This is a genomic window from Flavonifractor sp. An10 (assembly GCF_002161215.1).
GTDB lineage: Bacteria > Bacillota > Clostridia > Oscillospirales > Oscillospiraceae > Flavonifractor > Flavonifractor avistercoris.
In genome coordinates, this window is record NZ_NFMB01000001.1 from 291227 (window position 1) to 315612 (window position 24386).

Here is a 24386-nt window from a genome sequence, read left to right on the forward strand (position 1 = left end):
GAGGCTTCCACAGAAGAAAATCACAATTTTGCAAATATGTAAAAAAGAAAGGGGCATCTATGAAGCGCTATGTGATCCGCCGGCTGCTGATGGCAATCCCCCTGCTGCTGGCGATTTCCTTTGTCTGTTTTGTATTCATCAATATGATTCCCTCAAATCCGGCGGAGGTCGTCCTCCGAATTCAGCAGACGCCCATTATCACAGAGGAGGCGATTGCGGAGATGGAGGAGGCGCTGGGCCTGAACAAACCGTTTCTGGTGCGGTATTTTGATTGGGTCCTGGGCTGTCTTCAGGGAGATTTCGGTATCAGTTATGTCAATCCCGCCCGCACAGTAGCCGGAGAACTGGCCCGCTGCCTGCCAGCCACACTGCAGTTGGCGGCGGCCTCGTTTGTGATCGTGCTGGTGCTGAGCATCCCTATCGGCTTCCTCTGCGCTGTGTATAAGGACGGCTGGTTCGATAAGATTATGCGGGGTTTGGTCTTCATCTCCACCGCCATGCCTGCCTATTGGGTCGGGTTACTCCTGATGTGGGGGATCAGTGTCAAAATGGGGCTTCTACCGACCAACGGAAACGGTACTTGGCAACATATGATACTGCCCGCCTTTACCGTGGCGCTCAGCTACATCTCTACCTATATCCGGCTCATCCGCAACAATATGCTGGAGAATATGAAGCAGGATTATGTACTCTATGCCAATGTCCGGGGATTGCCTCAGCGGTCTATCCTGGTCAAGCATATCCTGAAAAATTCCATGCACACCTGCATTGTCGCCATGGGCATGAGCATCCCTCAGATGATTGCCGGCACCATCGTGGTGGAAAACGTGTTTTCCTGGCCGGGGCTGGGAACGCTGTGCATCAGTTCTATCTTTAATCGTGATCTGCCGGTCATCCAGACTTATGTGCTGTTCATCGGTGTATTGTTCGTTGTATTTAATCTAGTGTTCGACATCCTTCAGACTGTATCCGATCCCAGGCTGAGAAAGGAGAGCTGAGCTATGGGAAAACGCTTTCTGCACAACCGTGCCGCTGTGGTAACGGTGGCTTTTGTCCTCCTGATCGCGCTGATCGGCATTCTTGCCCCGCTCCTGGCGCCGCACGATCCCTATGTTACGGACATCCTCGACAAATTCGCGCCGTACAGCCTGGAATATCCGCTGGGGACTGATCACCTGGGGCGGTGTGTGCTCTCCCGCCTGATTTATGGTATCCGTCCAACACTGGGACTTGCCCTTCTGACCATGCTGGGGACCATCGCGCTGGGCGCGCTGCTGGGCGTTATGGCCGGCTACTTCCGGGGCGTGGTGGAAGAAATCATCATGCGGGTGGTGGACGTGATGCTCTCCTTCCCCAGTCAGATCATGGTGTTCGCCGTGGTGGGCCTTCTGGGGATCAATGTCCAAAATGTCATCATTGCCAATGTGTTCATCAAATGGGCCTGGTATGCCCGTATGATCCGAACCGGCGTTATGCAGTACCGGGACCGGAACTTTGTCCAGTTCTCCCGGTGCGTGGGGATGCCGGAGCGGTTCATCCTGTTCCGCCACCTTTTGCCATCCATCACCTCTGATCTTGCGGTGCTGGCTTCTCTGGATGTGGGCTGGGCCATTATCAATATCTCTACCCTGTCCTTCCTGGGGCTCGGCGTGCAGGCCCCCACCCCGGAATGGGGAGCCATGCTCAACGAGGCGAAGGATGTACTCACCAGTAATCCCACCCAGATGATCGCGCCTGGTATTGCTATCGTGGTTCTGGTGTGCTGCTTTAATCTGATGGGTGACGCCCTGCGGGACGTGCTGGACCCCAAGGAGGTGGAGAAATGACCCCGGTTCTGGAATTACAAGATCTCCATGTCCTGCTCTGCGCACGTCGGCATCAGGGGGTGGAGTTGGTGAAGGGAGTTTCCTTCTCGATATATCCTGGAGAGTGTCTTGGAATCCTTGGGGAGTCCGGAAGTGGAAAATCCATGTCTATGAAAGCGGCGATGGGCCTTTTGGATCATGGATTCCACGTGCTTGGAAGCGCCAAATTCCAGGGAGAAGAACTGCTGGGGAAAAGTGATGAAGAGCTGCGCCGTCTGAGGGGCGGCCAGGTAGGCATCATTCTCCAAAACCCGATGACCTGTTTTGACCCCCTCTACCGGATCGGAGCCCAGATTGCCGAAACCTTTGCGGCCCACAATAACTGGAGCAAGGAGGATATCCTCCAGCGATCTCTGGAGATGCTGGGGAAAATGCGGATTCGTAATCCGGAAGAGGTGTTGGAGAAGTACCCGCATCAGCTCTCCGGCGGAATGCTTCAACGGATCATGATTGGTATCGCAACCGCTATGGAGCCGTCCCTCCTGATCGCGGACGAACCCACGACAGCCATTGACGCCATCACTCAATTTGAGATTCTGGACGAATTGCTGCGGATCAAGCAGGAACACCAGACGGCAATGGTCTTTATCTCTCATGACTTGAACGCTATTTCCCGGGTGGCAGACCGGATCGTAGTCCTCAATCAGGGGCTTGTGGTGGATCAAGGGGATTTCCATCATATTCTCCATCACGCGGCCGATTCCTATACCAAGCTGCTGGTGGAGAAGCGGACGGATGTGATGCGCCGGTACAGCCAGGTACTGGGAGGAAAGGAGTGCGCCTATGCTTGAACTGAAAAATATCTGCGTCAGTTTCCGAAGTGAGCGTCAGGACAAGGTGTTCGGACATACCCGTCAGCAGGTGCTCTTTGATGTGTCCCTGAACGTAAAAAGAGGGACTTGCCTCGGTATTTTGGGAGAGTCCGGCAGCGGAAAATCCACTATGGGCCGGGTGCTGTGTGGGCTCCTGAAGCCAGACAGCGGGGAGGCGATTCTGGACGGTGTGTCGGTCTACGCCTCCCGGGCGGGCCGGAGGAACCTGCAAAACAAGCTCAGTGTGGTGTTTCAAGACTACACAACCTCTGCTAATCCCCGCTTCCGTGTCAAAGACATCATTGGCGAGGGCCTGACCGTCCGGGAACGCCGGGAGAGGGGACGGCTGGAGCGAAACAAAGAAACAGCCGCCCTTCTGGAGCTGGTGGGACTTCCTGCTGATTTTGCGGACAGATTTCCCCACGAACTCTCCGGTGGCCAGCTTCAGCGGGTGTGCATCGCCAGGGCGGTGGCCTGTAAGCCAGAGGTCATCCTCTTTGATGAGGCGATCTCCTCCTTGGATGCGCATACCCAGGTCCAGGTGATGGATCTGCTGCAGGACCTGAAGGAAAAACTGGGACTGACCTATGTATTTATCACCCACGACCTGACCTCTATCACTTATCTCTGTGACGATGTGCTGTTCCTTTATCAGGGCCGTGTAACTGAATATCTGCCCGTCAGCCGCATCAGCGAGACCAAGGATGAGTACGCCCGGCGGCTGCTGGAGTCCATTGTGGTATTTGACACCGAGACTTCGGAGGTGGCCGTATGATTTTTTGTGGGACAACACTTTTGTCGGGTGAGCGGAAAAACGTACCGCTCCCGGTACCGGATGCTCCGCCTCTGAATGCAATCTGCCTGTGCGGCGCCGCACGGGGCAGAACACTGGTTGTCACAGGCGGGGTCCATGGGTGCGAATATGTGGGGCCCCAGGCACTGCGCCGCCTGGCTGGAGAACTGGACCCGGCGAGACTGTCGGGGAACGTCATCCTCCTGCCGCTGGCAAATCCCAGCGCCTTCTATGCCGGAGCCAAACAGGTGGTGCCAGAGGACGGCGTCAATTTGAACCGAGCCTTCCCCGGCGATTCTGCGGGCAGCCTTTCCGCTCGATTGGCCTTTGCTCTGGAAACGGCTTTGTACCCGGAAGCCGATTTGCTGGCTGATCTCCACAGCGGAGACTGCAACGAGGCGCTTCATCCATTGGTGTTCTTCCCCACAGCGGGGGAGGAAATAGTCAACCAAGTCTCCCTGGCCGCCGCCAAGGTCCTGACTGTACCCTACCGGGTACGTTCCACTGCGAAGAACGGACTTTACAGCTGGGCGGTGCAGAGGGGCGTTCCCGCCCTGCTGATTGAGCGGGGCGGTCAGGGGCTGTGGTCTGAACAGGAGGTGGACGCCTGCTGTGAGGATGTCCGCTCCCTGCTGCGACATCTGGAGGTTATGCCCGGAGGGAACCCGCCGCGGGATCAGCTGGAAATCACAGAAACCTTCTATGCGGAAGCTGAGTCGGAGGGATTTTGGTACCCGGCAGTAGGTTTAGACCAACAGGTCCGAAGGGGAGAACTGCTCGGACATCTGGAGACGCTGTCCGGCCACCGCTTACAAGAGGTTCGGGCCGAGTTTGACGGCATTGTCCTTTACTACACAATCGCCCTGGGCGTCCGGGCGGGAGATCCGCTGATCGCATATGGCCATCCGTAAGGAATTCTGGCGGCTGGCCTGGCCCGCCGCGGCAGAGGGACTGTTGCTGATGTTGCTCACCGCCGCCGACCTGCTGATGGTTTCCTCTCTGGGAAACACAGCGGTGGCGGCGATCAGTATTTTTTCCCAACCCCGTATGGTGATCCTCTGCGTAACCCGCTCCTACTCTGTTGCACTGAGCGCCTATGTTGCCCGCCGGCGCGGCGAGGATCCGGATGAGTCCCTGACCGCCTGTTCCCGCGCTTCGCTCATGCTGGGGTGCGGTCTCTCGATACTGCTCCTGGTCGGGACCTGGATTGGAGCCGGCCCGCTTCTACAACTGGCCGGTGCACAGGATGACTATATCAGCTTGGCGTTGCGGTATGCCTTTCCCGCCCTGGTGAGTCTGGCATTCTCCGGGCCGGCTATTGTCCTTCACGGCATCTTGGCGGGGCTTGGCGATACCAAAAGCGTGCTTGTGTCCAATGTGCTGGGCAACGGAGTCAATGTCGTCTTCAATGCGCTGCTGATCTACGGCCTTGGTCCATTCCCCAAATTGGGAGTTTTTGGCGCCGGGCTTGGAACCGCTATCGGTGCTGGCGCTACGCTGGCCTATACGCTGGCGCTTTTCTTACGGCGGCGGCATCCGGCCACTCTGCGGGGCAGAGGGGACTGGCTGCCGGGACGGGAATACCTCCGCTCCCTGGCTCCCCTTGCCGCGGGCACGTTCCTGGAGCAGGCGGCGGAACGGTTCGGGATGTTCACATTCTCCCGCCTGGTGGCGGATCTGGGCACAGTGGCGCTAAGCGTCCACAACATCTGCGGGAGCCTGTGCGACATTTACTATAGCTTCTCCCAGGGGCTTGGGAAGGCCAGCTTGGTTCAGGCAGGCCAGGCGTTGGGCTCTGGACGGACGTGCAATCTGAAACGGATCGGGGCGGTGTCCCGCCGGGCGGCGCTGTGGACTGGGGGTGCGGCCACGCTGATCTATTTGCTGCTCCGGTCGCCCTTGCTTCGGTTCTACCACTTGGAGGGCAATGACCTGGCTCTGGGCTGTGAGATCATGATCTTTGTGGCTGCTGTCAACATTCCGGAGGCATGGGCTATGGTCCATGCGGGGCTGCTCCGTGGCTTGGGGCATACCAGTTTTGTGGCCCTCTATTCTCTCATCAGTATCGCGGTGGTGCGGCCGATCCTTACCTTCTTTCTGGTTTATGAACTTGGTCTGGGATTATACGGAGCATGGATTGCCCTTACTCTCGATCAAGCAACAAGAGCGGTATGTTCCATGCTGGGAGCGCAGCAGACGATTCGTACCAAGATGAAGGATGGCTCAAATTCATAATCTCCTTGATATTATTGTAGCGTCCTCATATAGATTTTTCTATTACCATAGATATCGGGCGCAATGAGATTGTAAATCATTCACCGGTTCCTTCAGGCTTAGGAGCAAGCCGAGAGCTGGCGGCTGTCTTTCTTCCTACCTCCTGTCTTTTTCGGTCCGGCGTATTCTCTCACTCTGCTTCCCGTGGGTGGGAGAACGCCCGGAACGCTGCCGGGCTCTGCCCGGTGCTGCGGCGGAAGAGCTGCGCGAAACGGCTGGGATTCTGATAGCCCACAATTTTAGCGATCTGGCCCACGGGCAGGTCGGTATTTGCCAGCAGCTGTTCCGCACGCTCCATCCGCTGCTCCTGAATATACTGAGTGATGGTGCAGCCGTATCGGGTGTGAAAGGCATCCTTCAGCTTGGAGACGCCCATGCAGCCGATGCGGGCCAGGCGCTCCAGAGGCAGCCGGTCCGCACAATGGGCGGTGATGTAGGCCGCCACATCCGCCAGCATCCGCTCATCCTCCTGCGTCAGTGTCCGCCTGGGAGCTGGGTGGGCCCGGTGCCGTTCCACCACCAGCGCCACGGCTTCCGCCACCTTGCCGTCGTAAAAGAGTTTGGCGGCCAGCCCCTCGCCCCGGTAGTCACGGACCTCTTTCAGCAGGCGGACCATCTCCGGGAAGTGGTCGGTCTGGTCCAGAGATTGAAAGGATTCCAACAGGCTTTGGAACTCCTCCGGAAACTGGCGGCGGAGGTAGTCCTGATAGTAGGCCGGAGTGATCTCAATGCCGATGGATACGATGGGGACCCGGCGGTGGATGAGCGCCCGGTAGGGCTCCCGCCCGCCGATGAAGCTCTTGACACAGCCGGACACCAGCCGGCGGCAGGGAGAGAACTCCTCCCCGGAGATGGACTCGTACCAGGTGACGCTCAGGCTCTCCGGCCAGCAAAACTCCAGAAGCTGATCCTCGTGAAAATAGAAATCGTGGATTTTGAGCATATAGAGGTCCTGCTGCCCATAGGTCCAGAAATAGCCGCTTCCACCGGGGCCGGCCTGCCGCCAGCACAGGCCCATGCTTCCATACCTCCGGTTGTCCGGCTCCGGCACAAAACCATGCTCTGCCATGGCCCCGGCATATTGCTCATCCAACACATTGCAGCTATACATTCTGACACGCCTCCTCCGCCTCAATCGGCCGAATCCATACCCCGATCAGCCGCATGAGCGTGGCACGCCTTGTATCTGTGACAGACAGGGAGTATGCTGTTATTTAGTTAGTATCTACTAACTAAAATATCATATCCGGCCTGTTCCGTCAAGGCTGGTAAAGGAGGAGTGCAATATGAAACAGAAAGAGATAAGCCCGGTCAGGCTTTTGCTCCGGTGGGCAGGGCCGGAGAAGAAATGGCTGATCGGGTCGGTGCTGTGCGCATTTGGGAGCGGGCTGCTGGCGATCACCGCTTACCTGGGGCTGTACCGGCTGATGGACGCGGTGCTGTCCGGCGCCTGCACCCCGGCGGTGATCGCGGACTGCGCCGTGTTCGTGATGGCGGGCACCGTGGGGCGGATGGTGCTGCTGGGGGCCTCCGGGGTGCTGTCCCACAAGGGGGCCTACGGCGCCCTGTTCCGGGTGCGGTGCATGGTCACGGAGCATCTGGCGAAGGTGCCCCTGGGCGCGTTGGATGAGCGGAGCACGGGAGCGGTCAAGACCGTGCTCAACGAGGACATTGAGAAGCTGGAGCTGTTTCTGGCCCATAACCTGCCGGAGTTCGTGGCCTATCTCACCGGCCCGGTGGTGATCTTCCTCTATCTGCTGTCGGTGAATGTCCCATTGGCGCTGGTCTCGCTGCTCCCCCTGCCGCTGGCGGGAATTGTGATGGGGGTGATCTTTGGCCGCATGAAGGGGATTCTGGAGGACGCCAACCGCTCCCTGGTGAGCTTCAACTCGGTAATGATCGAGTATGTCTCCGGGATGCGGCTCATCAAGGCGTACAACATGGGGAGCCGGTCGTTTCAGAAGTTTTCCCACGCCATTTCGGAGGAAAACCGGATCTGGAATCTAGTGACCCATAAAACCGCGCCGCCCTATGCGGCTTTCCTGCTGCTGGTGGAGTGCGGTATGCTCCTGATGATCCCGGCCGGGGGGCTGCTGTTCCTCCGTGGTTCGGTGAGTGCCAGCGTGTTTTTGCTCTTTGCCTATGTGGGCGGCATGTACCTGACGGAGATCCTGCCGCTCCAGAAGATGTCCACCACCTTTGGCCAGGCCCTCAGCGGTGTGGGAAAGGTGCGGGAGATCCTGGAGCTTCCGGTCTTTGAAGGAGGCGGGCCATTCCCGGAGGACCGCGGCATTGAACTGGACCATGTGACCTTCTCCTATGTCGGGAAGACGGATGTGCTGCGGGATTGTTCTCTGTCGGTAAAGCAGGGGGAAAAGGTGGCCCTGGTGGGGGTGTCCGGCGCGGGCAAGAGCACTATCATCCAGCTGATCTCCCGGTTTTACGACACAACAAAGGGCGAGGTCCGCATCGGCGGCCGGAATGTCAGGGACATCCGCTACGAGGACCTGCTCGCCCACATCTCCATCGTGTTTCAAAAGACCTTCCTCACCCGGGACAGCGTGCTGGAGAACATCCGTATGGGCACGCAGGCCACGCTGGAACAGGTGCGGGAGGCTGCCCGTCTGGCACAGATCGACGACTTCATCCTGTCGCTGCCCCAAGGATACGACACCAAGGTTGGGGCCATGGGTTCACGCTTTTCCGGTGGGGAGCGCCAGCGCATCGCCATTGCCCGCGCCATTTTGAAGGACGCCCCTATCCTCATTTTGGACGAGGCGACCTCTGCCGCCGACCCGGAGAATCAGGTGGAGATTGACCGGGCCATTGAAAACCTCTGCCGTGGCAAGACCGTACTCATCGTGGCTCACCGGCTGGGCGCGGTAAAGATGTGCGACAAGGTGGCGGTGGTGGAGGATCACACCATCACCTGCTGCGGAACTCATGCGGAGGTGTTGGAACAGAATTCTTATTACCGCAAAGCCTGGGCCGACTACCGGGCAGCCAGGTCCATCACCTATTCCGTGAAAGGAGGGCAAGACGATGACAAATGAATCTCCGTTCCGCAAAAACAGGGCTTATTATATTGGCGTAGTGCTGACCGTATTGGAGGGCATCCTCTCCGGGTGCAGTTATCTGTCTGTCTACATCGTCCTCACCGCTCTGGCTTCAGGAACGATTACCGCCGGAATGGTGGGAGCGGTCACCGCGGGGCTCGTTGTCATTTTCCTGCTGCGGCTGGTCATTTACAGCACCGGGTACACCCAGGTCCAGATCGGCGGGGCGGCGGTGTCCAAGCGCCTGCGGCTGCTTCTGGGGGATAAGCTCAAGAAGATCCCCCTGGCCCGCTTCACCCAGGGGCAGGTTGGGCAGTATGTGAACACCATGACCAGCGATGTGGGCAGCTATGAGAAAATCCTGACCCATTCCAGTGGGAACATTATCAAAAACGCCGCGCTTTCCGCGGTGCTGGTGGGCTTTGTCTGCACCGTCTGGCTGCCGGCGGGGCTGATTCTGCTGGCGGTTGTCGTACTGCTGATTCCCGACCTGTGGCTGTCCTTCCGGGTGGTAAAGGTGTACGGCGTGGCGAAAAACAAGGTCAGCGCTGAGACGGTGAGCGGCATTGTGGAGTACATTGATGGCATTCAGATGTTCCGGGCGTACAACATGGGCGGCGTGAAAAACAGGACCGTCACCCAGGCCATGGAGGAGTTCGGCCGGGTGTGCTACCAGTACGAAGCCAAGGGCATCCCCATCGGATTCGGCTACAATATCATCAGCTGGGGCAGCGTGCCGCTTATCATGGTGCTGGCCGCCGGGCCATGGGCGGCGGGGACGCTGAACGGCGTAGACTATCTGATGCTGTCCATGCTTCCCATTCTGCTGACCAAGCTCACCGCCAGTATTGCCATTGATCTCTTTGAGTGGAAGCACCTGATGGTCTCCAAAAGGAACATTGAGAATCTGATTCAGGAGCCGGAGGAGACCGGAGAGGACGCACCCTTTGTCCCGGAGCGGCACGACATCACCTTCCGGGATGTGTCGTTCTCCTATATACCGGGAGAGCCGGTCCTGAAGAGGGTGTCCTTCACCGTCCCGGAGGGAAAACTCACCGCCATCGTGGGGGACTCCGGCTCGGGCAAATCCACGATTTTGAATCTGATTGCCAAATTCTATGAGCCGCAGAGCGGGACCATCACCATCGGCGGTCGATCCATCCAGACTGTCTCCGCAGAGCGGGTGCTGGCACAGCTCTCTATGGTGGATCAGCAGGTGTTCCTCTTTGACGATACTGTGCGGGAGAATATCCGCCACGCCCGGCCCACGGCCACTGACCGGGAGGTGGAGGCAGCCTGCAGGGACGCCGGATGTGACGGTTTTGTGGAGAAACTGGAAAAGAGCTATGACACCGAGATTGGAGAAAACGGCAGCCTGCTCTCCGGAGGAGAGCGGCAGCGGCTTTCTATCGCCAGGGCCATTCTAAAAAACAGTCCCATCCTATTGCTGGACGAGGCCACCGCATCCCTGGACATCGAGAACGAACTGGCGGTGAAACAGGCCATCGCCAACCTGCTCAAGGAGAAAAAGACCGTGGTGATGATCGCCCACACCCTGTCTATTGTCAAGAATGCGGATCAGATCCTGGTGGTAGCAGATGGAAAAATTGCAGAGTCCGGTACCCATGAGGAACTGCTGGCGAAGAACGGGAAGTATGCAGCCATGTGGAATGCAGAGCAAAAGATTTCCGCCTGAAGGGAGAATATTATGAAACTTCACGCATCCGGTGAGGACTATCTGGAGGCCGTGCTGGTACTCCAAAAGCAAAAGGGTATGGTGCGCTCTGTGGATATCGCCCGACACATGGATGTGTCCAAGCCCAGCGTGTGCTATGCAGTGGCCACTTTGAAAGATGGCGGGTTCCTCACTATGGATGATGGCTTTTTCTTGCATTTGACCAATATTGGACGGGAAGTGGCAGAGCAGATCTATGAAAAGCACCGCTTTTTCACCGAGCGCCTGATTGCCGCCGGCGTGGACCCGGAAACCGCTGAGGCAGACGCCTGCAGGATCGAGCACGTCATCAGCGACGAAAGTTTCCAATGCCTGAAATCGGCGAAGAAAACAGAAACGTAAGCACAGCGAAGGGAGGAGGCCGTGTAGGCGGCCGCCTCCTTTTGCCGTTGGGGGGTGAAATGGTGAATGAAATCATCGTCATCCGGGCCGCAGACCCGGACGGCAGTATGTTCCGGGCCATCATGGATGTGCTCCGGGACAGGAAGGCGGAAGTTATTGAACTGGCTGCGCCTTCTCTGGATGCCTTCACCTTTGGGGAAATAGCGATTTACCCAGAGCGCCGGACGGTACTCAAGGCAGGGGAGGAAGTTCGCCTAAATCATGGAGAGTTTTCCGTGCTCCTACTCCTGGCCAGCGCTCCTGGGCAGGTGTTCAGTAAGAATCAGCTCTATGAAGCCGCCTGGCATGAGGAGTACCGATACGGGACCACTACGGTGGAAAATATCATCTGGCGGCTGCGACAGAAACTGGAGGATGATCCTAAGCACCCGGTTTACATCAAGACAGTCATCCGGAGTGGATATAAAATAGAACTGCCAAGGTAAGACAAAGGCGGCACCAGCATTGGTGCCGCCTCATTTTCTCATGCGGATCATCGTTTGGCACAGACAAACCATCTCCCTTTTTCCATCCATAGATAGGTTTCCTTGCCCTGAATGAGGCAAGTGTATCGGTCCCCAACGCCACCCACGCTCTGGCAGGCCGCCCGGCGGACATCCAGAATCTTGTCCACCGGGTATTTGTGGTTCTCGTCAAACTCAATCTCCAATGGACGCAGTTTCCCCTCTGCGTCAAACCGGACAATAACCGGAACATATCGTTTCTCGCGCTGATCCATCAGGCTTATCCTCCAAAGAATCCGATAGGGTGAACGGTATGATCGTCCCGCACGTTGATATGGCCCAGGCGCGGGTCAGTATCCAGCAAGGCGCGGCGGACGCTCATGTAGCCGTACCGCTGGCGCAGGTGGTCCACCGCCCGGTCAATCCGCTCCCACTTGTCCCGCCGCTGATCCTCCGCATAGAGCGACATCTGAACGGCCCCAACATCTTCCACCAAGCCGGCGCCCCGTAGTCCAATGCTCCGGATCGGGCGCTCCCAGTGATAGTGGCGGCGGAACAATTCCATTCCTACCTCTGCCAGCTCCTGACTGGAGCAGGAGGGGGCCGGAAGTTTTCGCTGCCGAATCATAGAGCGCAATTCCGTGTCCCGGACATAGATCTCTATCACCGTGCATCGGGATGCCAGATCCCGCATCCGGGAACAGACGCTTTCGGCCAGCAGGAGCAGCATGAGTTTGACATCTTCCTCGTTTTCCAGATCTCTGGGTGTGGTTGCGGAGTTGCCTACCGACTTGATATTGGGGATATGGTCCGTTCGTTGGACCGGGGATATGTCCAGACCTCTTGCAAACGTGCTGAGTACCAGACCCATCTTACCAAGGCGGCGCTGCAGCACATCCTCCGGACATTCGGCCAGCCGGCCGATGGTGCTGATCCCAATGGCCCGCAGTTTTTTGGCGGTGGCAGGTCCCACATAGAGCAAGGCCTCCACCGGCAGGGGGTAGACAATCTCCTTGTAGCTGCTTTCCGAAATCTGGGTGATGGCGTCCGGCTTTTTGTAGTCGCTGCCCAGCTTTGCGGTGATCTTGTTGTCGGCTACGCCGATGCTGGCCGTGATCCCTAACTCGAACTTGATCCGATTGCTGATCTCTCTGGCGATGGTCACGGGGGAGCCGTACAGTCCCACGCTGCCCGTCACATCCAGCCAGCTCTCATCCAGGCCAAACGGCTCCACCTGGTCGGTGTAGTCCTCGTAGATCTCTCTGGCATAGCGGCTGATGCGGATATACTCATCCATGTCGGGGGACAGGGTAACAAGCTGGGGGCACCGCTGTTTTGCCTGCCAGATGGCCATGCCGGTTTTGACGCCGTAGGGCTTGGCGATATAATTCGCGGTGAGTACGATGCCGTGCCGCTCCTCCTGGCTCCCACACACCGCCAGCGGCGTGTCCCTCGGTTCCGGGTGGCGCTGCATCTCGACGCTGGCGTAGAAGCAGTTCATATCACAGTGTAAAATGTGGCGCGTGCCCATCGGCGTCACCCCCCTTTGCCTCCATAATAGAACATTTGTTTGATAAGCGCAAGAGCCGATTTCTGGAAAATGGCCGGAAGCTGTTTTCCCACATCCCTCTTTATGGTACACTATATTTTGTACCAGCGCGTACAACTTGTTGCATGGGAGGCCCAAAGTCATGTGTGGTCGGTATCAGTTCACGGCGGAACAATGCGAAGAAATTCGGCAGATTGCCGAAGCGATCCAGCGCAAGTATGGCGCCGGCGCGTGGACGCCGGGGGAGATCCGGCCGTCCAACCATGCCCCGGTCCTGCTGGACGGCGCCGGAGGGCCGGTCCCAAAGCTGATGAAGTGGGGATATCAGCTGCCCGGCACGCTGGTCATCAATGCCCGTGCTGAGACGGCGGCGGAGAAGCCCCTGTTTCGGGACAGCGTCCGCAGCCGGCGCTGTCTGATCCCGTCCACAGGATTTTATGAGTGGGACGGCCAGAAGCGGAAGTATCTGTTCACCCTGCCCCGGGAGGGCGCCCTCTATATGGCGGGGCTGTATGACCGGCGGGGGAGCGAGGAGTGCTACTGCATCCTGACCACGGCGCCCAACGCATCCATGCGGCCCATCCACGACCGGATGCCCCTGATCCTGACAGGGGAGCAGCGGCAAAGATGGCTGGCCGACGCCGATGCCGCGACTGAGATCCTTACCGTGGCGCCCCCGGAGCTGACCCGCGCGTCAGCGGAGGCTCAGATCAGCCTGTGGTAGAGAGGCAGGGCAGGGGAGGAGCCGCTTTCAGGCGAAAAATAAAGAGGCCGCCGATCTTGTGAGATCGACGGCCTCTTGCTGTGACAGGGTTGCAGGCGCCGAGATGGATGGCTCAGACCAGCTTCCCCATCTCCATCAGGACGGTGGCCAGCGACGCGGTCTGCTCGTTGAACTCCTGCAGAAGTTCCAACAGGCTTTCCTTGGTCAAAAGCCGCTCGCTATCCATTTTGAACAGCTCGTACTCCTGGCTGTCCACCGCGTCGTAGGGCAGGCAGAGGATGCCTTCCTGCACCAGGCAGAGGACGCACCCGCTGAAGTCCAGGCAGCCATAAGGGATGCGCCAGACCAGGTCACGGCGCAGCGCCTTTCCGTACGGCTCATAGAAGTCCTCCAGACTGACGAAGGTGGCGCCGGACTCCTCAAGGATGTGGCAGACCCACTCCTCCTTGGGGAGTTCGGACAGAGCCAGGGGCTTTTCCATAAATGGGATGGAGTGCGGCGTGTAGGACTGGCACCGCTTTTGATCCACCCGGACCTCGACGTCCAGTTTACAGGTGCCGTCCGCCCCGCAGCTGACGCAGTCCGGGGTGTGACAGATCAACTTTGTCGGCATGAAAATCCCTCCTTTTTAGATGTGATAGGCACCGGTCATTTCCCCGGCTTCGACTGCGCCTTCCCGGCGGCATCATCCCAAACCTGCTGGGATAGGATCTTCTTTGCAAAGGAAAGGATGCGGTCAAGGCATCCGTCCCGAACCAGGGAGGGGACGTGTTTCGAGCAGAATTTGTCGATCTGCTCCGTCTGCCAGATGCCTTGGAACAGCAGCTCGGTGCCCAGCGCCTGGGCCATCTCGTCCAGCTGGCCGTCGGGGCTGATTTCAGCACCCTCAAAGACACAGTACGGAAGACGGAGTTTGTTGAGCACTGCCTCCACGCGCTCCCGGAGCTGAACTTCCGTAAGTAGGTTCGAAGTCAATGCCGCCTGCCAGCCAGGAGACGTGGCGCTGGGGTATCCGATGGTCACAGTGCCCAAAAGGAATTTCCCCTCCTGGCGCAGTGCCACCTTTCCGGGCAAGGGCGCATCAAACAGGTCTTTGGCACCTGTACGGGCCGCGGCCAAGTCGCTCCCGCATACGATGAAGCGGAGTTCAAATTGTTCCATGATGATGTTCCTCCTCAAGACTGGAATGATTATGGTGTATATATAAAAAGCGCATGGAAAAGAGATCCTTTCCATGCGCTTGTGGCCGGCTGGCCGGTGTTGAGTTGACACGGCCCGGTTCCCGGGGCCTTCGGTGAAATAAAAAAGTACCCAAGCAACCAATGCGGCTCTCAGGCACTTTGAAACACGGTGACTATGACTGCTTAGACGCAGACATCAGAAACTGTTGAAACCATTATAGCTTGACCGGCCGGAAATGGCAAGAGGGGGATGGAGTTAAGAGTTCTATTTAAGCAGATAGCTATATCATGAGGAACGGAAAATCGACAGAACTTATTGAAATACACAGAGCGTTTTCCTATGTAGTCCTGCATAGAGCATCTGAGAATGGAGTAATCCTGTCACAAGGTGCCTCCAACCGCCCCGAGGCAAAAAAATATGAAACAGATATGAAGTAAATAAGAAGTGAATATGAAATAGAAGGTATAGAATTACAAAAAGGCTTCCCACTCATCGGACAGTAAACACTGCGTGAAATACTGCTAAGGAGCCTGCATAGGGTGAATACGGGCCGCGCCCGTGAATAAAGGGCATTGCTCCTCAGGGTGGAGCAATGCCCTTTATGCTTTTTCAAGGAGAAAACGCGGTTACACGGTCTCATCCGGCGTGTCCTCCTGCCGGTGCTGGTCGAGGATCGTATCAATTATGGCCGCAATGAGCTTGCGCTCTTTCGGGGTACACTGCAGGAACAGGCGGGCCAGCCGCTCGCACTCATCATCCGCCTGCTGCTGTGAAGCGTAGATCACAGTGTTGGCAGACGCGCCCATACCCCGGATGAGCTTCACCAGTACATCGGCCTTTGGAATTTTTTCGCCCAATTCGATGGCTGCCAGATACCGTGAAGTGATGTCGGCCCGTTCAGCGGCTTGATCTCTTGTATAGCCGAGTCGCTCCCGCTCCGCACGCAGCTGCATGCCGCAGCCCTTGAATTCATCATTTGTTACCACCAATGGTTCACCTCCGACTCACATTCTATGTTGTGCAGAAATCAGGTGAAATGCTCCAATGGTGGCGGGATAATTGTTCCATTAGTTCATAGCACATGAGAGGTGGGAAGAGAATGAGAGCGGATATGCTGGTAGAGTAGCAAAATGGCTCAATGCGCCGTACCGGTCGGAACAGTTGAAAAAAACCGGCATGACCGGCAGGCACTCTTTCCGCACCAACTATGAACCAATAGTTCTAAATTTTCGACACCAGACCGCCAAGCAAGGAATTTGCTTGGCGGTTTTTATCATGTGTGGCAAAATCGCCGCCCACTTTCGGGGAAAGGAGCGAAAGGGGACGAAGAAACCGCCTCCGCGGGCAGGGAGGGGGTGATTAGATGGAGACCACACAGGCCGCCCGGAGAAGAGTCCGTTACCAATTTGAGATCTTCTGCATGAAGATTATCGACGGGGAGCGGTGTGATTACTTCCGGCAACTGATGAAGAAGATGGAATGGGAGTCATCTTTTTCAGACTTATCGGAAGCCGTGCTGACGAATCTTTGCACCTTTGACAGCGATCCAGCAGAGCAGTATATCTTCCACGTTTACGGTCATCAGATTCCAATCAAGAACGACCGGCTGGCAGAAATTCTCCTTGCGCTCGGCGATGAGGGATACAGCATCCTGCTGCTGTACTATTCTCTCCAACTCAAGGATCGTGAGATCGCTTCGCTCCTGGGCCTTTCCAGGTCTAAAATCCAGAAGGATCGGAAAGTTTTATTCGATGAATTGAGGAAACGGATGGTGGAGTAAGATGAAAAGAAAAAGCAGTATCCCGGAGGAAAAACTGCTGCCCTATGAGACCATCTGCGCTGCAACCCGCGGTGACCCAGACGCAATGACGGAAGTGCTTCGGCACTTTGACGGTTACATATCGTATCAGGCCACCCGCATCTTCTACGATGAATACGGTCAGTCCTATCGCGGTGTGGATGCAGAGTTGAAACAGCGCATCCAGGACAAGCTGGTTGCCCGCATTATGGAGCGGTTCAGACCTGAGTAATTTTCCCCATAGTCCCGGGGCAGGTATATGGCGTCCCCCCCATCTGCCTGCCCCGGGCATATCACGCACCATAAGATAAATTATGTTGCAAAACCGGCCTGTCATCGGTGTAATAGAGCAGGTGGATGCAACATAATTGATACGTCCGCCCGGAAATCTCAATGCGACATAATTTATGAGCCGAGGAGGACCAAAGGATGCTGGATGGATTTTGTGAATACCTGCGACAGCAGGGAAAGTCGGAGAACACAGTGAAGTCATACTGTCAGGGCGTAAAGGAGTATATGCGGTGGCACGAGGAGACTTTTGGGAAGCGGATGAAGATGCTCATCCGGGCCAATGTGCTGGACTACATCTCCTACCTGCGTACGGTAAAGGAACTGAACAACCGTTCGGTCAACGCAAAGCTAGCCAGTCTGCACAGCTTTAACCTCTACCTCATCTCGGCCGGCTACAAAACCGAGGTAGTCCTGACCAAGGAGGATTATCTCAAGGTGCAGACGGCCTACGCCAGTCCCAGTACCGTGGATCGCGGGGAGGTGGAACGGTTTCGACAGGAGATTTTGGAGAACAACGGCATCCGCGACTATGCAATCGTCACCATTCTGGCTTATGCCGGCCTGCGGATCAGCGAGTGCCTGGAGTTGCGGATGGGGGACATCTCTCTGGCGGCCCGGGAGATCACGGTGCGTCACGGCAAGGGGGACAAGATGCGGGTGGTCTACTTCGGAAACAAGGTGGCAAATGCGGTGCGGGAGTATCTCAAAAGCCGTCCGGCAACGGAAAACCCCTATCTATTCCCCGGACGGGGGGATAGCCACCTTACCCGAGGCCAGGTCAACCGGATCTTCAATGCGCACTCCGCTTCCATCACGCCTCACACTCTCCGGCATTTCTTCTGCTCCAATGCTCTGGAGAATGGGTACAGCATCGGCGAGTTGGCAAACCAGGCGGGACATTCCAATGTCCATACCACTTTGCTCTATACCAACCCCACCAAGGAGAAGATGAAGGAGAAGGCAAACTTGCTTTGATTTTTGCAGCTCATAATTCTGCATTGTAACTTTGTCCATGTTACAGTGCAGAAAAGGATGTTGTAAAGGAGAAGGATGTGCTAAGATGTCTGATATTCTTTTTCGTGACAACGAGCACAGCGCATTTTATCGGGAACATTTGGAATCTGGCGTGGATCCATATTTCCGAGCACTGGTGTATCTGTTCGGCCTAACAGCGGAGACCCGCGAAAATTTCCCGCAGTGCTTTGATCAGGACACCCGAATGATTAAGCCTGAGGCCCTGAACGATGGGTGGCAGACTGGCGGCACTGCACGGGTCGTGCGGATGGCGTTCAACCTTTGGAATGGATGGTGCTACGAGACAGAGGAGGATGCGCAAGGAGGCCGGATTTCGGATGCCTTTACGCCAGACAACCTTTTCTGCTGTGAATTTGCCCCCTACTTTTATGAAGCTGTGAAATTGCGCTATCCCGAATATACGGGTGGCTCCCGGAAGTAAGCACCCGGGGCGGCAAGAGTCCCCGCCGGGCTTGGAGCTTGGCGAGGACTTTTGTAGCCTTATCGGGGAAACCCATATTCCGCCGACGGGGCCGGGATTTGAACCTGATGTGAAAGTCGGATCGATTTATACCCGTGATATCCTTCGGACAATTTAGAACAGAAATAAGTCGGACTTTCTGACAATTTATCCGTTTTTTCGGTTGACTATTTGGGAGGTGATGATATACTGAAACTATCAATACAGTCAGGTAGGAGGGCGGAAATGAAACGATTTGCGATAAATCGCCTGCAGGAGTGGAAAGAGGATCCCAACCGTCTGCCCATGATTATCCGCGGTGCACGGCAGGTCGGGAAAACTTGGCTCATGCAGGAATTCGGCCGCACTGCGTTTGAACGATGTGCCTATATCAATTTTGACCGCAATGAGCGGATGCAGCACCTGTTCTCCGGAGACTTTGATGTGGATCGAATCCTGCGGGGCCTTGCTATTGAAAGCGGAGTGGAGATTGACCCGGAAAGCACGCTGATTATCCTGGACGAGATCCAGGAAGTCCCGGCGGCGTTGCAAAGCCTCAAATACTTTTGCGAGGATAAGCGGCACAGCTACTATATCCTTGCTGCCGGGTCTTTGCTGGGGATCGCTATGCACGAAGGGACATCCTTCCCCGTAGGGAAGGTAGACAGCATGGAGCTCTATCCGCTCTCCTTTACTGAATTTCTCTCCGCTACCGGCAATGAGCAGCTGCTTGCCCTCCTGGAACAGAGGGACTTTGAAATGATTACCGCGTTCCGGGACAAGTATATTGACTTGCTCAGAACCTATTACTATGTCGGTGGGATGCCGGCGGCGGTGAATGCCTATTTGCCCAAGCAGAATCTTGCTGCCGTACGCCGGGTGCAGCTGCGCCTGATTTCAGATTACGAGCAGGACTTTTCAAAACACGCACCGACGGCCGTCATTCCCCGCATCCGTATGGTGTGGGACGGCATTCCATCGCAGCTTGCAAAGGAGAATAAGAAATTCATTTATAGTGTCTTGCGGGAGGGGGCTCGAGCCAAGGACTTTGAGCTGGCCATCCAATGGCTAATCGACTGCGGACTGTGCTGTAAGGTAGGCCGTGTTACCAAGGGCGCCGTTCCCCTGAAGGCGTACCAGGATATGCCCGCCTTCAAACTGTACCTGGTGGATGTGGGCCTGCTGGCGGCCATGACGGATCTGGACGCCAAGACGCTGCTCAATGGCAATGCAATCTTCACGGAGTTCAAAGGGGCGCTCACGGAGCAGTTTGTTTGCCAGCAGCTCATTTCAGACTTGGGTGCCACACCCTATTACTGGTCGGCGGAGAACTCTTCCGGCGAAGTGGACTTTGTACTACAGCACAGCGGGAGCGTGATTCCGCTGGAGGTCAAGGCGGAGGAGAACCTGCAGGCCAAGAGCCTGAAATACTTTGTCGCCAACAATGGGCTGCCATTTGGCGTCCGCACCTCCATGTCAGACTACCGTAAGCAGGATAAGCTCATCAATCTGCCTCTCTATGCGATTTCCCAGTTATGGGAGGTCTGCGACACATTTTGATAAAACATACCGCGCATGGGGCTATAGTTCCCATGCGCGGCATAACTCAATCATCTGAATTTGCTTTATACCGAAGATGCCTGTGAGGTGATGCGCATTATGGAGAACGAAAACAGGGCAAATTTGCTGCGCGTCCATGAAGCGCTCCAAGAAAAGGGGTATAATCCAATCGGCCAGATCGTCGGGTATCTGTTGACTGAGGATCCAACATACATCACAAATCATCTTGGCGCCCGCAAACTCATTCGGAAAATCGACCGATATCATTTGTTGGAAGATATTGTGGCGTGCTACTTTAACGGCCACGAGAAATGAATCAGGCGGTTCCTTCTGGGCGGCATAGGTTACATATTTGAGGTGAAACATATTTCCTCGATATCTTTACAAAACCTTCATCTTCTGTTCCAGTTTTTGTAAACATTTTCACATCATGATGTGATACCATGTTATCGTCAGGAACAGGAAGCTGACGTGATAACTTTTCTTCTTTCTCCCTCTCTTCTTTACCAGGCAGAGCAGACCGGGCCCTGCCTGGATCAAAGATTCCGAAACCATCCAGGTTTCGTTTGCCGCCCGTAAGGGCGGCTTTTTTTCGGACATATCCAAGTAAACACATTTGTGCCGTGGAGAGCAGACGCTTCAAGGGAACTTTGTTCCTACGCCGATTAGTCTTCCGGGAAATAGACACCATCACCAATGAGGCCCCCGCAGTTCCAACTAGAGATGTCCAGCGGCCTTATCCTATACAAAACAGACGGCACTCCTCTTGGAAAGCAAAAAATTCCGGGACCTACACAACAGTGTAGACCCCGGAAAATAAAATCAAACTTTGTTTGCCGCGACTGTAACAGTATAGTCCACTTCCTTTATTCCATCATGCTGTATGAGGATCGGATGATAAATTCCGTGCAGCCGTCCTCCTCGATGATTTTAGGCTGGCGGTCAAATACCAGAGAGAACCGGCAGGCACCGTCCCGGTTATACGCGCAGTCGCGGGACTCGCACTCCTCGAAGTCCCCGGACGGTACGGTGTCGGCCGCAGCTGGCTGGCTCTGAGATGGGGACTCCGTGACCTCGTTCTCCTCATCGGCGTTCTCCTTGCTTCTCTCGAAGTAGAACGGAACTCCGGCCTGGTACGGATAGAAGGTGAAGGTACCATCTCCCCATTTGCGGATAGCATGGCCACCCCGTGCCTTGTTGAGGACGACCCGCTTTGACTTGGAGAACAGGTGGCTGATATGTGAGGCGCTATACCTGCTCTTGAACGCAACCAGCTGCATGATGTAGGATTTCTCAGTCTCCTTCACATCCATGACGATGCGGTAGGCACTGAAAGTGCCCTCTCTATTCTCCGCGACATAGCGGCCGCTCAGCAGCTCGGTATCATGACGATCCATCACCGCCAGTTCCTCCTTTTTGGGCTCATATTCGGAATGATAGTACTCCCAGAAGCAGGGCCAGATATCCGAACCAAACCCGAAGTTGAACTCCCAGTCGCGGAAGGTCGAATCCAGCGTCAGATCCGGACACTCCTCCCTCTGCTTCTCCAGCCCCTCGATGAGGTCCTTGAGTGTATAACCGTGGTCAAGCATCCACTCCAGCTTAAACCGCTCATATACGGCATGCGCGGCTTCTACATCTTTTATCTGATCCTCTTTCTCCAAAAACTCCACGTCTGCATCTGATGTCAGTTGTTTTTTCATGCGCTCTGCTCCTCCTTTCTGAGCACGCCGGAGATCCACGGCCCGGTGTAGATCCCGATGCTCGGCAGCCGGTTCAGCAGGCATGTCTGCATGCCCAGCAGGTACTGCCGGTAGTGCCGCGCCTGAAGGGCCTCGTAGCTTCTGCCCCAGGGAGGATCCTTCTGAATGAGCTCCACTGCCAGAGACCACTGGTTATCCTCCAGACAGATATAAAAGAGTGTGTTCTCCAGGATCACCCTTTGACTGCGGGAGATCCACTGTTCCGGCTCAACGCGGCGGAAGCTGAGGAACATCTGGAGGAAGTCCTCCATAAAGCACGAGAGGATGTCCTCCTTTTCCGCACAGGTGGCCATCTCGTGGTAGATCCATGTGCCGTCCGTCAGAGAACTGAAATCCAAGTCGCGCAGCAGCCGCAGTTCCGGAGGCTCACCTGTGTCTCTGCCTGCCCTGCAGTACACGTGGATGTCGTCGTTGTCGATGAAATATAGCCCTTCGTATTTTCCGAAGACACAGCAGTTTCCACGGCCCATGACTATCTTCTCCTCCTGTCGTTTTCATCCAGATAGGTCGCCTGAAGATCCGCAATATGCAGCTGCAGCGCCAGCGAGCACATCTCATAGGCCTTTCCAGTATTGCGGTCGGTAAAGTCACCCATGTGGAACCGAATGGCCAGCGCCTCGTCTCTGGTCAGGCGCATATGCTCATTGATCAAGAAGACGGATTTCTCCCCATGGCCGAGCGGGAACTTTTCCTCTACCGTGTAGAACGGGATCGACTCCCAGCTGTAGGCGCCACGCTTATCAAACTGTGTGCCATGCTCGGAATAGATCTTCTGGTTCCGGAAGTCCTGCTTATAGAACTCGGCCTTGCAGATGTCGTGGAGCAATGCCACGATGGCGATGGGTTCCAAATCCTCCTCCGGAAACGGCTCGGCTCCGCCGCATTCTGCACCGAACTCATACACGCAGTTGTTGCGCATTCGCTCGAAGACATTCAAAGAATGGAGCGCCAGTCCACCGGGGAAATTGCCGTGGTACTTGGTACTGGCTGGTGCCTCAAAAAAGTCGGTGGTCATCAGCCAACTCAGCAGTGACGCTGCGCCGTCCCTTCGGATGTATTTCCGATAGGCTTCAACATACTGTTCCTTGTAATTCATAATGATCAACTCCAAATTATAATTTTTATGTGATCGGTACGCACCAGGGGCGCACCGTTGAGCTGGGACGCCCCGGCGCCAGGCGCGATGGGGAACTCTATATAAAAAAGCACCCGAAGAACGACTCCTCAGATGCTTTGTAACACCAGATGAAATTCTGCTTGTCTGGATAAAAGAAAAAGCGCCCAAAGGCCAACGGCCTTCAGACGCTATGCAACACGGATGACTGTAATTGCCCTAGGCAATTTCTGACACTGAACACCTTAATTATAACACGGCAACCGTAAAGTAGCAACCATTACGTCTCTGCAGTTGTTTTTTTGGCAATACTCTGCTATACTGATACTAATTGATACTTGTAACTATCAGAGGTGATTAAAATGGATGCTGCGCTCTTTGCAAGCATGCTCTCGGATAAGCATGTAACCGACCTCAGAAAATTAAGCTATCTTTATCCGAAGGCAGATATCAACGAATTTGTTGCGGTGCTGAAGGACGGCTTCTATAAGTACCTGCCGCTCAAGGATTTTGACGGCGGGCAGCTGGTCTATCTGGAGGGTGTCGCCCAAGTGCGGCTCTCCGCCGCCCGAGTGTTGCTAACGCCGCAGAGCAGCACGCAGCTTTACGGCATGAAGGCCATGGAGGATGAGATCATATCCACGCTGACCATTGAGCAGATTGACACGTCACGGGACAGTGTGCGGAAGATTCTCGCTGGCTATGCGCCGGTAGACACGGCAGAGAGGCGCATCTACGGAATGAAGAAGGGCCTGGAGTTCATTGCCGATCCCATGCACAAAATTAGCACGGAGAACCTGCGCCAGCTATATGAGATGACCATTGGGGAGTTCCTGGCCAATGAGGATCAGCTCCTGCCGGGCAACGATTACCGGCATGACAGCGTCTATATTGTTGACTCCAAAGTGGAGCACACCGGTCTGCCCTGGCAGAAGTTGCCGGACTATATGAATGACCTGATTGCCTTTGCCAATGCGGACTCCGATATGAATGATCTGCTGAAAGCGGCGCTGCTCCACTTCTATATTGCCTATTTGCACCCGTACTTCGATGGGAACGGACGGATGGCGCGGTTGCTGCACCTCTGGTATCTCGTCCAGCGGGGCTACTCCTCAGCCCTGTTCATTCCACTGTCCCGGTATGTGGAGCATAGCCGCAAGGGGTACTATGACGCCTATACGCTGACAGAGCAAAACGCCCGGATCAGTGGAGTGCTGGATGTGACGCCGTTCCTGGCCTACTTCATTGAGCATGTCTACCATAAGCTGGGCGACGCACTCCCGGCAGCCGCCACCACGGACATGTTCCAGTCGGCACTGGCGCGCGGCGAGGTCACAGAGAAAGAAAAGACACTGTGGCAGTTTGTGGCCTCCGCCTATGGAGGAAATGAGTTCTCAACCAAACAGCTGGAGCGCGATTTTGGCAATGCCGCATATGCCACTATCCGCAGCTTTGTATTGAAGTTTGAGAAGCTGGGGCTCTTGCGGTCTACAAAGTATGGGAACCGGGTCAAGTACAGCATCAATAAATAAGTGCGCATTTCCTTGCGAA

General features: G+C 55.9%; 28 protein-coding genes. 18 read left to right on the forward strand and 10 right to left on the reverse strand.

The window, feature by feature from the left end; translation table 11 throughout:
* Positions 1-59: 59 nt before the first annotated feature.
* From opp1B to B5E42_RS01510, 6 genes are read left to right on the forward strand one after another with little or no spacing between them, the layout of a single operon-like run.
* Positions 60-998 (forward strand): nickel/cobalt ABC transporter permease, encoded by a 939-nt coding sequence (gene opp1B / locus B5E42_RS01485; RefSeq protein ID WP_055181050.1) that lies wholly within the window; start codon positions 60-62, stop codon positions 996-998.
* A gap of 3 nt (positions 999-1001) precedes the next feature.
* Positions 1002-1826 carry a nickel/cobalt ABC transporter permease gene (opp1C, locus tag B5E42_RS01490; protein ID WP_055181053.1) on the forward strand — a complete coding sequence of 275 codons (825 nt, stop codon included), beginning with the start codon at positions 1002-1004 and terminating at the stop codon, positions 1824-1826.
* Positions 1823-2656 carry an ABC transporter ATP-binding protein gene (locus B5E42_RS01495; RefSeq protein WP_087236196.1) on the forward strand — a complete coding sequence of 278 codons (834 nt, stop codon included), beginning with the start codon at positions 1823-1825 and terminating at the stop codon, positions 2654-2656. The genes opp1C and B5E42_RS01495 overlap by 4 nt, the downstream gene beginning before the upstream one ends.
* Positions 2649-3452, forward strand: a complete 804-nt coding sequence (locus B5E42_RS01500; protein WP_055181057.1) for a dipeptide/oligopeptide/nickel ABC transporter ATP-binding protein — start codon at positions 2649-2651, stop codon at positions 3450-3452. Before B5E42_RS01495 ends, B5E42_RS01500 begins: the two co-directional genes overlap by 8 nt.
* A complete protein-coding gene (locus B5E42_RS01505; RefSeq protein WP_087236197.1) occupies positions 3449-4381 on the forward strand; it encodes a M14 family metallopeptidase in 933 nt (310 codons plus the stop codon). The genes B5E42_RS01500 and B5E42_RS01505 overlap by 4 nt, the downstream gene beginning before the upstream one ends.
* Positions 4368-5705 carry an MATE family efflux transporter gene (locus tag B5E42_RS01510; protein WP_087236199.1) on the forward strand — a complete coding sequence of 446 codons (1338 nt, stop codon included), beginning with the start codon at positions 4368-4370 and terminating at the stop codon, positions 5703-5705. The genes B5E42_RS01505 and B5E42_RS01510 overlap by 14 nt, the downstream gene beginning before the upstream one ends.
* A gap of 169 nt (positions 5706-5874) precedes the next feature.
* On the opposite strand, the gene B5E42_RS01515 is transcribed toward B5E42_RS01510, so the two are convergent.
* Complete coding sequence (locus B5E42_RS01515) at positions 5875-6855, reverse strand: AraC family transcriptional regulator (RefSeq protein ID WP_204244362.1); 981 nt, start codon at positions 6853-6855, stop codon at positions 5875-5877.
* Between the two features lie 175 nt (positions 6856-7030).
* Here B5E42_RS01515 and B5E42_RS01520 point away from each other — a divergent pair, with 175 nt between their 5' ends.
* The 4 genes from B5E42_RS01520 to B5E42_RS01535 are packed head-to-tail and all read left to right on the forward strand — an operon-like array spanning position 7031 to position 11362.
* Positions 7031-8797 carry an ABC transporter ATP-binding protein gene (locus tag B5E42_RS01520; protein ID WP_087236201.1) on the forward strand — a complete coding sequence of 589 codons (1767 nt, stop codon included), beginning with the start codon at positions 7031-7033 and terminating at the stop codon, positions 8795-8797.
* Positions 8787-10496, forward strand: a complete 1710-nt coding sequence (locus B5E42_RS01525; protein ID WP_087236203.1) for an ABC transporter ATP-binding protein — start codon at positions 8787-8789, stop codon at positions 10494-10496. Before B5E42_RS01520 ends, B5E42_RS01525 begins: the two co-directional genes overlap by 11 nt.
* 12 nt (positions 10497-10508) lie before the next feature.
* Positions 10509-10877 (forward strand): metal-dependent transcriptional regulator, encoded by a 369-nt coding sequence (locus B5E42_RS01530; RefSeq protein WP_087236205.1) that lies wholly within the window; start codon positions 10509-10511, stop codon positions 10875-10877.
* Positions 10878-10936: 59 nt separating this feature from the next.
* Positions 10937-11362: a response regulator transcription factor gene (locus B5E42_RS01535; protein WP_242966977.1), complete on the forward strand. Its 426-nt coding sequence runs from the start codon at positions 10937-10939 to the stop codon at positions 11360-11362.
* Between the two features lie 47 nt (positions 11363-11409).
* On the opposite strand, the gene B5E42_RS01540 is transcribed toward B5E42_RS01535, so the two are convergent.
* The gene (locus B5E42_RS01540) at positions 11410-11655 is read right to left on the reverse strand and encodes a hypothetical protein (protein WP_087236207.1); all 246 of its coding nucleotides are present in this window, start codon (positions 11653-11655) and stop codon (positions 11410-11412) included.
* 5 nt (positions 11656-11660) lie between these two features.
* Positions 11661-12911 carry a DNA polymerase IV gene (gene dinB / locus B5E42_RS01545; protein ID WP_087236209.1) on the reverse strand — a complete coding sequence of 417 codons (1251 nt, stop codon included), beginning with the start codon at positions 12909-12911 and terminating at the stop codon, positions 11661-11663.
* Between the two features lie 160 nt (positions 12912-13071).
* Between dinB and B5E42_RS01550 the strand changes: the two genes are divergently transcribed.
* Positions 13072-13653, forward strand: coding sequence for an SOS response-associated peptidase (locus B5E42_RS01550; protein WP_087236211.1), 582 nt, complete (start codon positions 13072-13074; stop codon positions 13651-13653).
* 112 nt (positions 13654-13765) lie between these two features.
* Here the strand turns inward: B5E42_RS01550 and B5E42_RS01555 are convergent, their stop codons facing one another.
* The 3 genes from B5E42_RS01555 to B5E42_RS01565 all read right to left on the reverse strand — a co-directional run bounded on the left by B5E42_RS01555 (position 13766) and on the right by B5E42_RS01565 (position 15821).
* Complete coding sequence (locus B5E42_RS01555) at positions 13766-14266, reverse strand: hypothetical protein (RefSeq protein WP_087236213.1); 501 nt, start codon at positions 14264-14266, stop codon at positions 13766-13768.
* A gap of 35 nt (positions 14267-14301) precedes the next feature.
* Positions 14302-14814: a hypothetical protein gene (locus B5E42_RS01560; protein ID WP_087236215.1), complete on the reverse strand. Its 513-nt coding sequence runs from the start codon at positions 14812-14814 to the stop codon at positions 14302-14304.
* A gap of 647 nt (positions 14815-15461) precedes the next feature.
* On the reverse strand, positions 15462-15821 hold the full coding sequence (locus B5E42_RS01565; RefSeq protein ID WP_162613886.1) for a helix-turn-helix transcriptional regulator: 360 nt from the start codon (positions 15819-15821) through the stop codon (positions 15462-15464).
* Between the two features lie 377 nt (positions 15822-16198).
* On the opposite strand from B5E42_RS01565, the gene B5E42_RS01570 reads away from it, so the two are divergent.
* From B5E42_RS01570 to B5E42_RS01595, 6 genes are all read left to right on the forward strand, one after another.
* Positions 16199-16615, forward strand: a complete 417-nt coding sequence (locus B5E42_RS01570) for a hypothetical protein (protein WP_087236219.1) — start codon at positions 16199-16201, stop codon at positions 16613-16615.
* Position 16616: 1 nt separating this feature from the next.
* On the forward strand, positions 16617-16865 hold the full coding sequence (locus B5E42_RS01575; RefSeq protein ID WP_087236220.1) for a helix-turn-helix domain-containing protein: 249 nt from the start codon (positions 16617-16619) through the stop codon (positions 16863-16865).
* A 197-nt stretch (positions 16866-17062) separates the two neighbouring features.
* Positions 17063-17899: a tyrosine-type recombinase/integrase gene (locus B5E42_RS01580; RefSeq protein ID WP_087236222.1), complete on the forward strand. Its 837-nt coding sequence runs from the start codon at positions 17063-17065 to the stop codon at positions 17897-17899.
* Positions 17900-17984: 85 nt separating this feature from the next.
* Complete coding sequence (locus B5E42_RS01585) at positions 17985-18380, forward strand: DUF6075 family protein (protein WP_087236224.1); 396 nt, start codon at positions 17985-17987, stop codon at positions 18378-18380.
* 264 nt (positions 18381-18644) lie between these two features.
* Positions 18645-19958, forward strand: coding sequence for an ATP-binding protein (locus B5E42_RS01590; RefSeq protein ID WP_087236226.1), 1314 nt, complete (start codon positions 18645-18647; stop codon positions 19956-19958).
* Positions 19959-20048: 90 nt separating this feature from the next.
* Entirely contained in the window at positions 20049-20273 is a 225-nt protein-coding gene (locus B5E42_RS01595; RefSeq protein WP_087236634.1) for an IreB family regulatory phosphoprotein, read from the forward strand.
* A 1-nt stretch (position 20274) separates the two neighbouring features.
* On the opposite strand, the gene B5E42_RS18595 is transcribed toward B5E42_RS01595, so the two are convergent.
* The 4 genes from B5E42_RS18595 to B5E42_RS01610 form a co-directional block, all read right to left on the reverse strand.
* The gene (locus tag B5E42_RS18595) at positions 20275-20601 is read right to left on the reverse strand and encodes a hypothetical protein (RefSeq protein ID WP_141242418.1); all 327 of its coding nucleotides are present in this window, start codon (positions 20599-20601) and stop codon (positions 20275-20277) included.
* Between the two features lie 223 nt (positions 20602-20824).
* On the reverse strand, positions 20825-21661 hold the full coding sequence (locus B5E42_RS01600) for a hypothetical protein (RefSeq protein ID WP_087236228.1): 837 nt from the start codon (positions 21659-21661) through the stop codon (positions 20825-20827).
* Positions 21658-22191: a hypothetical protein gene (locus B5E42_RS01605; RefSeq protein ID WP_087236231.1), complete on the reverse strand. Its 534-nt coding sequence runs from the start codon at positions 22189-22191 to the stop codon at positions 21658-21660. The genes B5E42_RS01600 and B5E42_RS01605 overlap by 4 nt, the downstream gene beginning before the upstream one ends.
* Before the next feature lie 2 nt (positions 22192-22193).
* On the reverse strand, positions 22194-22817 hold the full coding sequence (locus B5E42_RS01610; RefSeq protein WP_087236233.1) for a hypothetical protein: 624 nt from the start codon (positions 22815-22817) through the stop codon (positions 22194-22196).
* Positions 22818-23197: 380 nt separating this feature from the next.
* On the opposite strand from B5E42_RS01610, the gene B5E42_RS01615 reads away from it, so the two are divergent.
* The gene (locus tag B5E42_RS01615; protein ID WP_087236235.1) at positions 23198-24367 is read left to right on the forward strand and encodes a Fic family protein; all 1170 of its coding nucleotides are present in this window, start codon (positions 23198-23200) and stop codon (positions 24365-24367) included.
* The last annotated feature ends 19 nt before the right edge of the window (positions 24368-24386 follow it).

Bases quoted from the DNA above. Each gene is read 5' to 3' on its own strand.
- B5E42_RS01540 (WP_087236207.1), bottom strand. From the start codon at position 11,655: ATGGATCAGCGCGAGAAACGATATGTTCCGGTTATTGTCCGGTTTGAC.
- B5E42_RS01500 (WP_055181057.1), top strand. From the start codon at position 2,649: ATGCTTGAACTGAAAAATATCTGCGTCAGTTTCCGAAGTGAGCGTCAG.
- B5E42_RS01525 (WP_087236203.1), top strand. From the start codon at position 8,787: ATGACAAATGAATCTCCGTTCCGCAAAAACAGGGCTTATTATATTGGC.
- dinB (WP_087236209.1), bottom strand. From the start codon at position 12,911: ATGGGCACGCGCCACATTTTACACTGTGATATGAACTGCTTCTACGCC.
- B5E42_RS01555 (WP_087236213.1), bottom strand. From the start codon at position 14,266: ATGCCGACAAAGTTGATCTGTCACACCCCGGACTGCGTCAGCTGCGGG.
- B5E42_RS01580 (WP_087236222.1), top strand. From the start codon at position 17,063: ATGCTGGATGGATTTTGTGAATACCTGCGACAGCAGGGAAAGTCGGAG.
- B5E42_RS01505 (WP_087236197.1), top strand. From the start codon at position 3,449: ATGATTTTTTGTGGGACAACACTTTTGTCGGGTGAGCGGAAAAACGTA.
- B5E42_RS01510 (WP_087236199.1), top strand. From the start codon at position 4,368: ATGGCCATCCGTAAGGAATTCTGGCGGCTGGCCTGGCCCGCCGCGGCA.
- B5E42_RS01570 (WP_087236219.1), top strand. From the start codon at position 16,199: ATGGAGACCACACAGGCCGCCCGGAGAAGAGTCCGTTACCAATTTGAG.
- B5E42_RS01590 (WP_087236226.1), top strand. From the start codon at position 18,645: ATGAAACGATTTGCGATAAATCGCCTGCAGGAGTGGAAAGAGGATCCC.
- B5E42_RS01520 (WP_087236201.1), top strand. From the start codon at position 7,031: ATGAAACAGAAAGAGATAAGCCCGGTCAGGCTTTTGCTCCGGTGGGCA.
- B5E42_RS01495 (WP_087236196.1), top strand. From the start codon at position 1,823: ATGACCCCGGTTCTGGAATTACAAGATCTCCATGTCCTGCTCTGCGCA.
- B5E42_RS01610 (WP_087236233.1), bottom strand. From the start codon at position 22,817: ATGAATTACAAGGAACAGTATGTTGAAGCCTATCGGAAATACATCCGA.
- opp1C (WP_055181053.1), top strand. From the start codon at position 1,002: ATGGGAAAACGCTTTCTGCACAACCGTGCCGCTGTGGTAACGGTGGCT.
- B5E42_RS01600 (WP_087236228.1), bottom strand. From the start codon at position 21,661: ATGAAAAAACAACTGACATCAGATGCAGACGTGGAGTTTTTGGAGAAA.
- B5E42_RS01515 (WP_204244362.1), bottom strand. From the start codon at position 6,855: ATGTATAGCTGCAATGTGTTGGATGAGCAATATGCCGGGGCCATGGCA.
- B5E42_RS01595 (WP_087236634.1), top strand. From the start codon at position 20,049: ATGCGCATTATGGAGAACGAAAACAGGGCAAATTTGCTGCGCGTCCAT.
- B5E42_RS01585 (WP_087236224.1), top strand. From the start codon at position 17,985: ATGTCTGATATTCTTTTTCGTGACAACGAGCACAGCGCATTTTATCGG.
- B5E42_RS01560 (WP_087236215.1), bottom strand. From the start codon at position 14,814: ATGGAACAATTTGAACTCCGCTTCATCGTATGCGGGAGCGACTTGGCC.
- B5E42_RS01575 (WP_087236220.1), top strand. From the start codon at position 16,617: ATGAAAAGAAAAAGCAGTATCCCGGAGGAAAAACTGCTGCCCTATGAG.
- B5E42_RS01550 (WP_087236211.1), top strand. From the start codon at position 13,072: ATGTGTGGTCGGTATCAGTTCACGGCGGAACAATGCGAAGAAATTCGG.
- B5E42_RS01615 (WP_087236235.1), top strand. From the start codon at position 23,198: ATGGATGCTGCGCTCTTTGCAAGCATGCTCTCGGATAAGCATGTAACC.
- B5E42_RS01530 (WP_087236205.1), top strand. From the start codon at position 10,509: ATGAAACTTCACGCATCCGGTGAGGACTATCTGGAGGCCGTGCTGGTA.
- opp1B (WP_055181050.1), top strand. From the start codon at position 60: ATGAAGCGCTATGTGATCCGCCGGCTGCTGATGGCAATCCCCCTGCTG.
- B5E42_RS01535 (WP_242966977.1), top strand. From the start codon at position 10,937: ATGGTGAATGAAATCATCGTCATCCGGGCCGCAGACCCGGACGGCAGT.
- B5E42_RS01605 (WP_087236231.1), bottom strand. From the start codon at position 22,191: ATGGGCCGTGGAAACTGCTGTGTCTTCGGAAAATACGAAGGGCTATAT.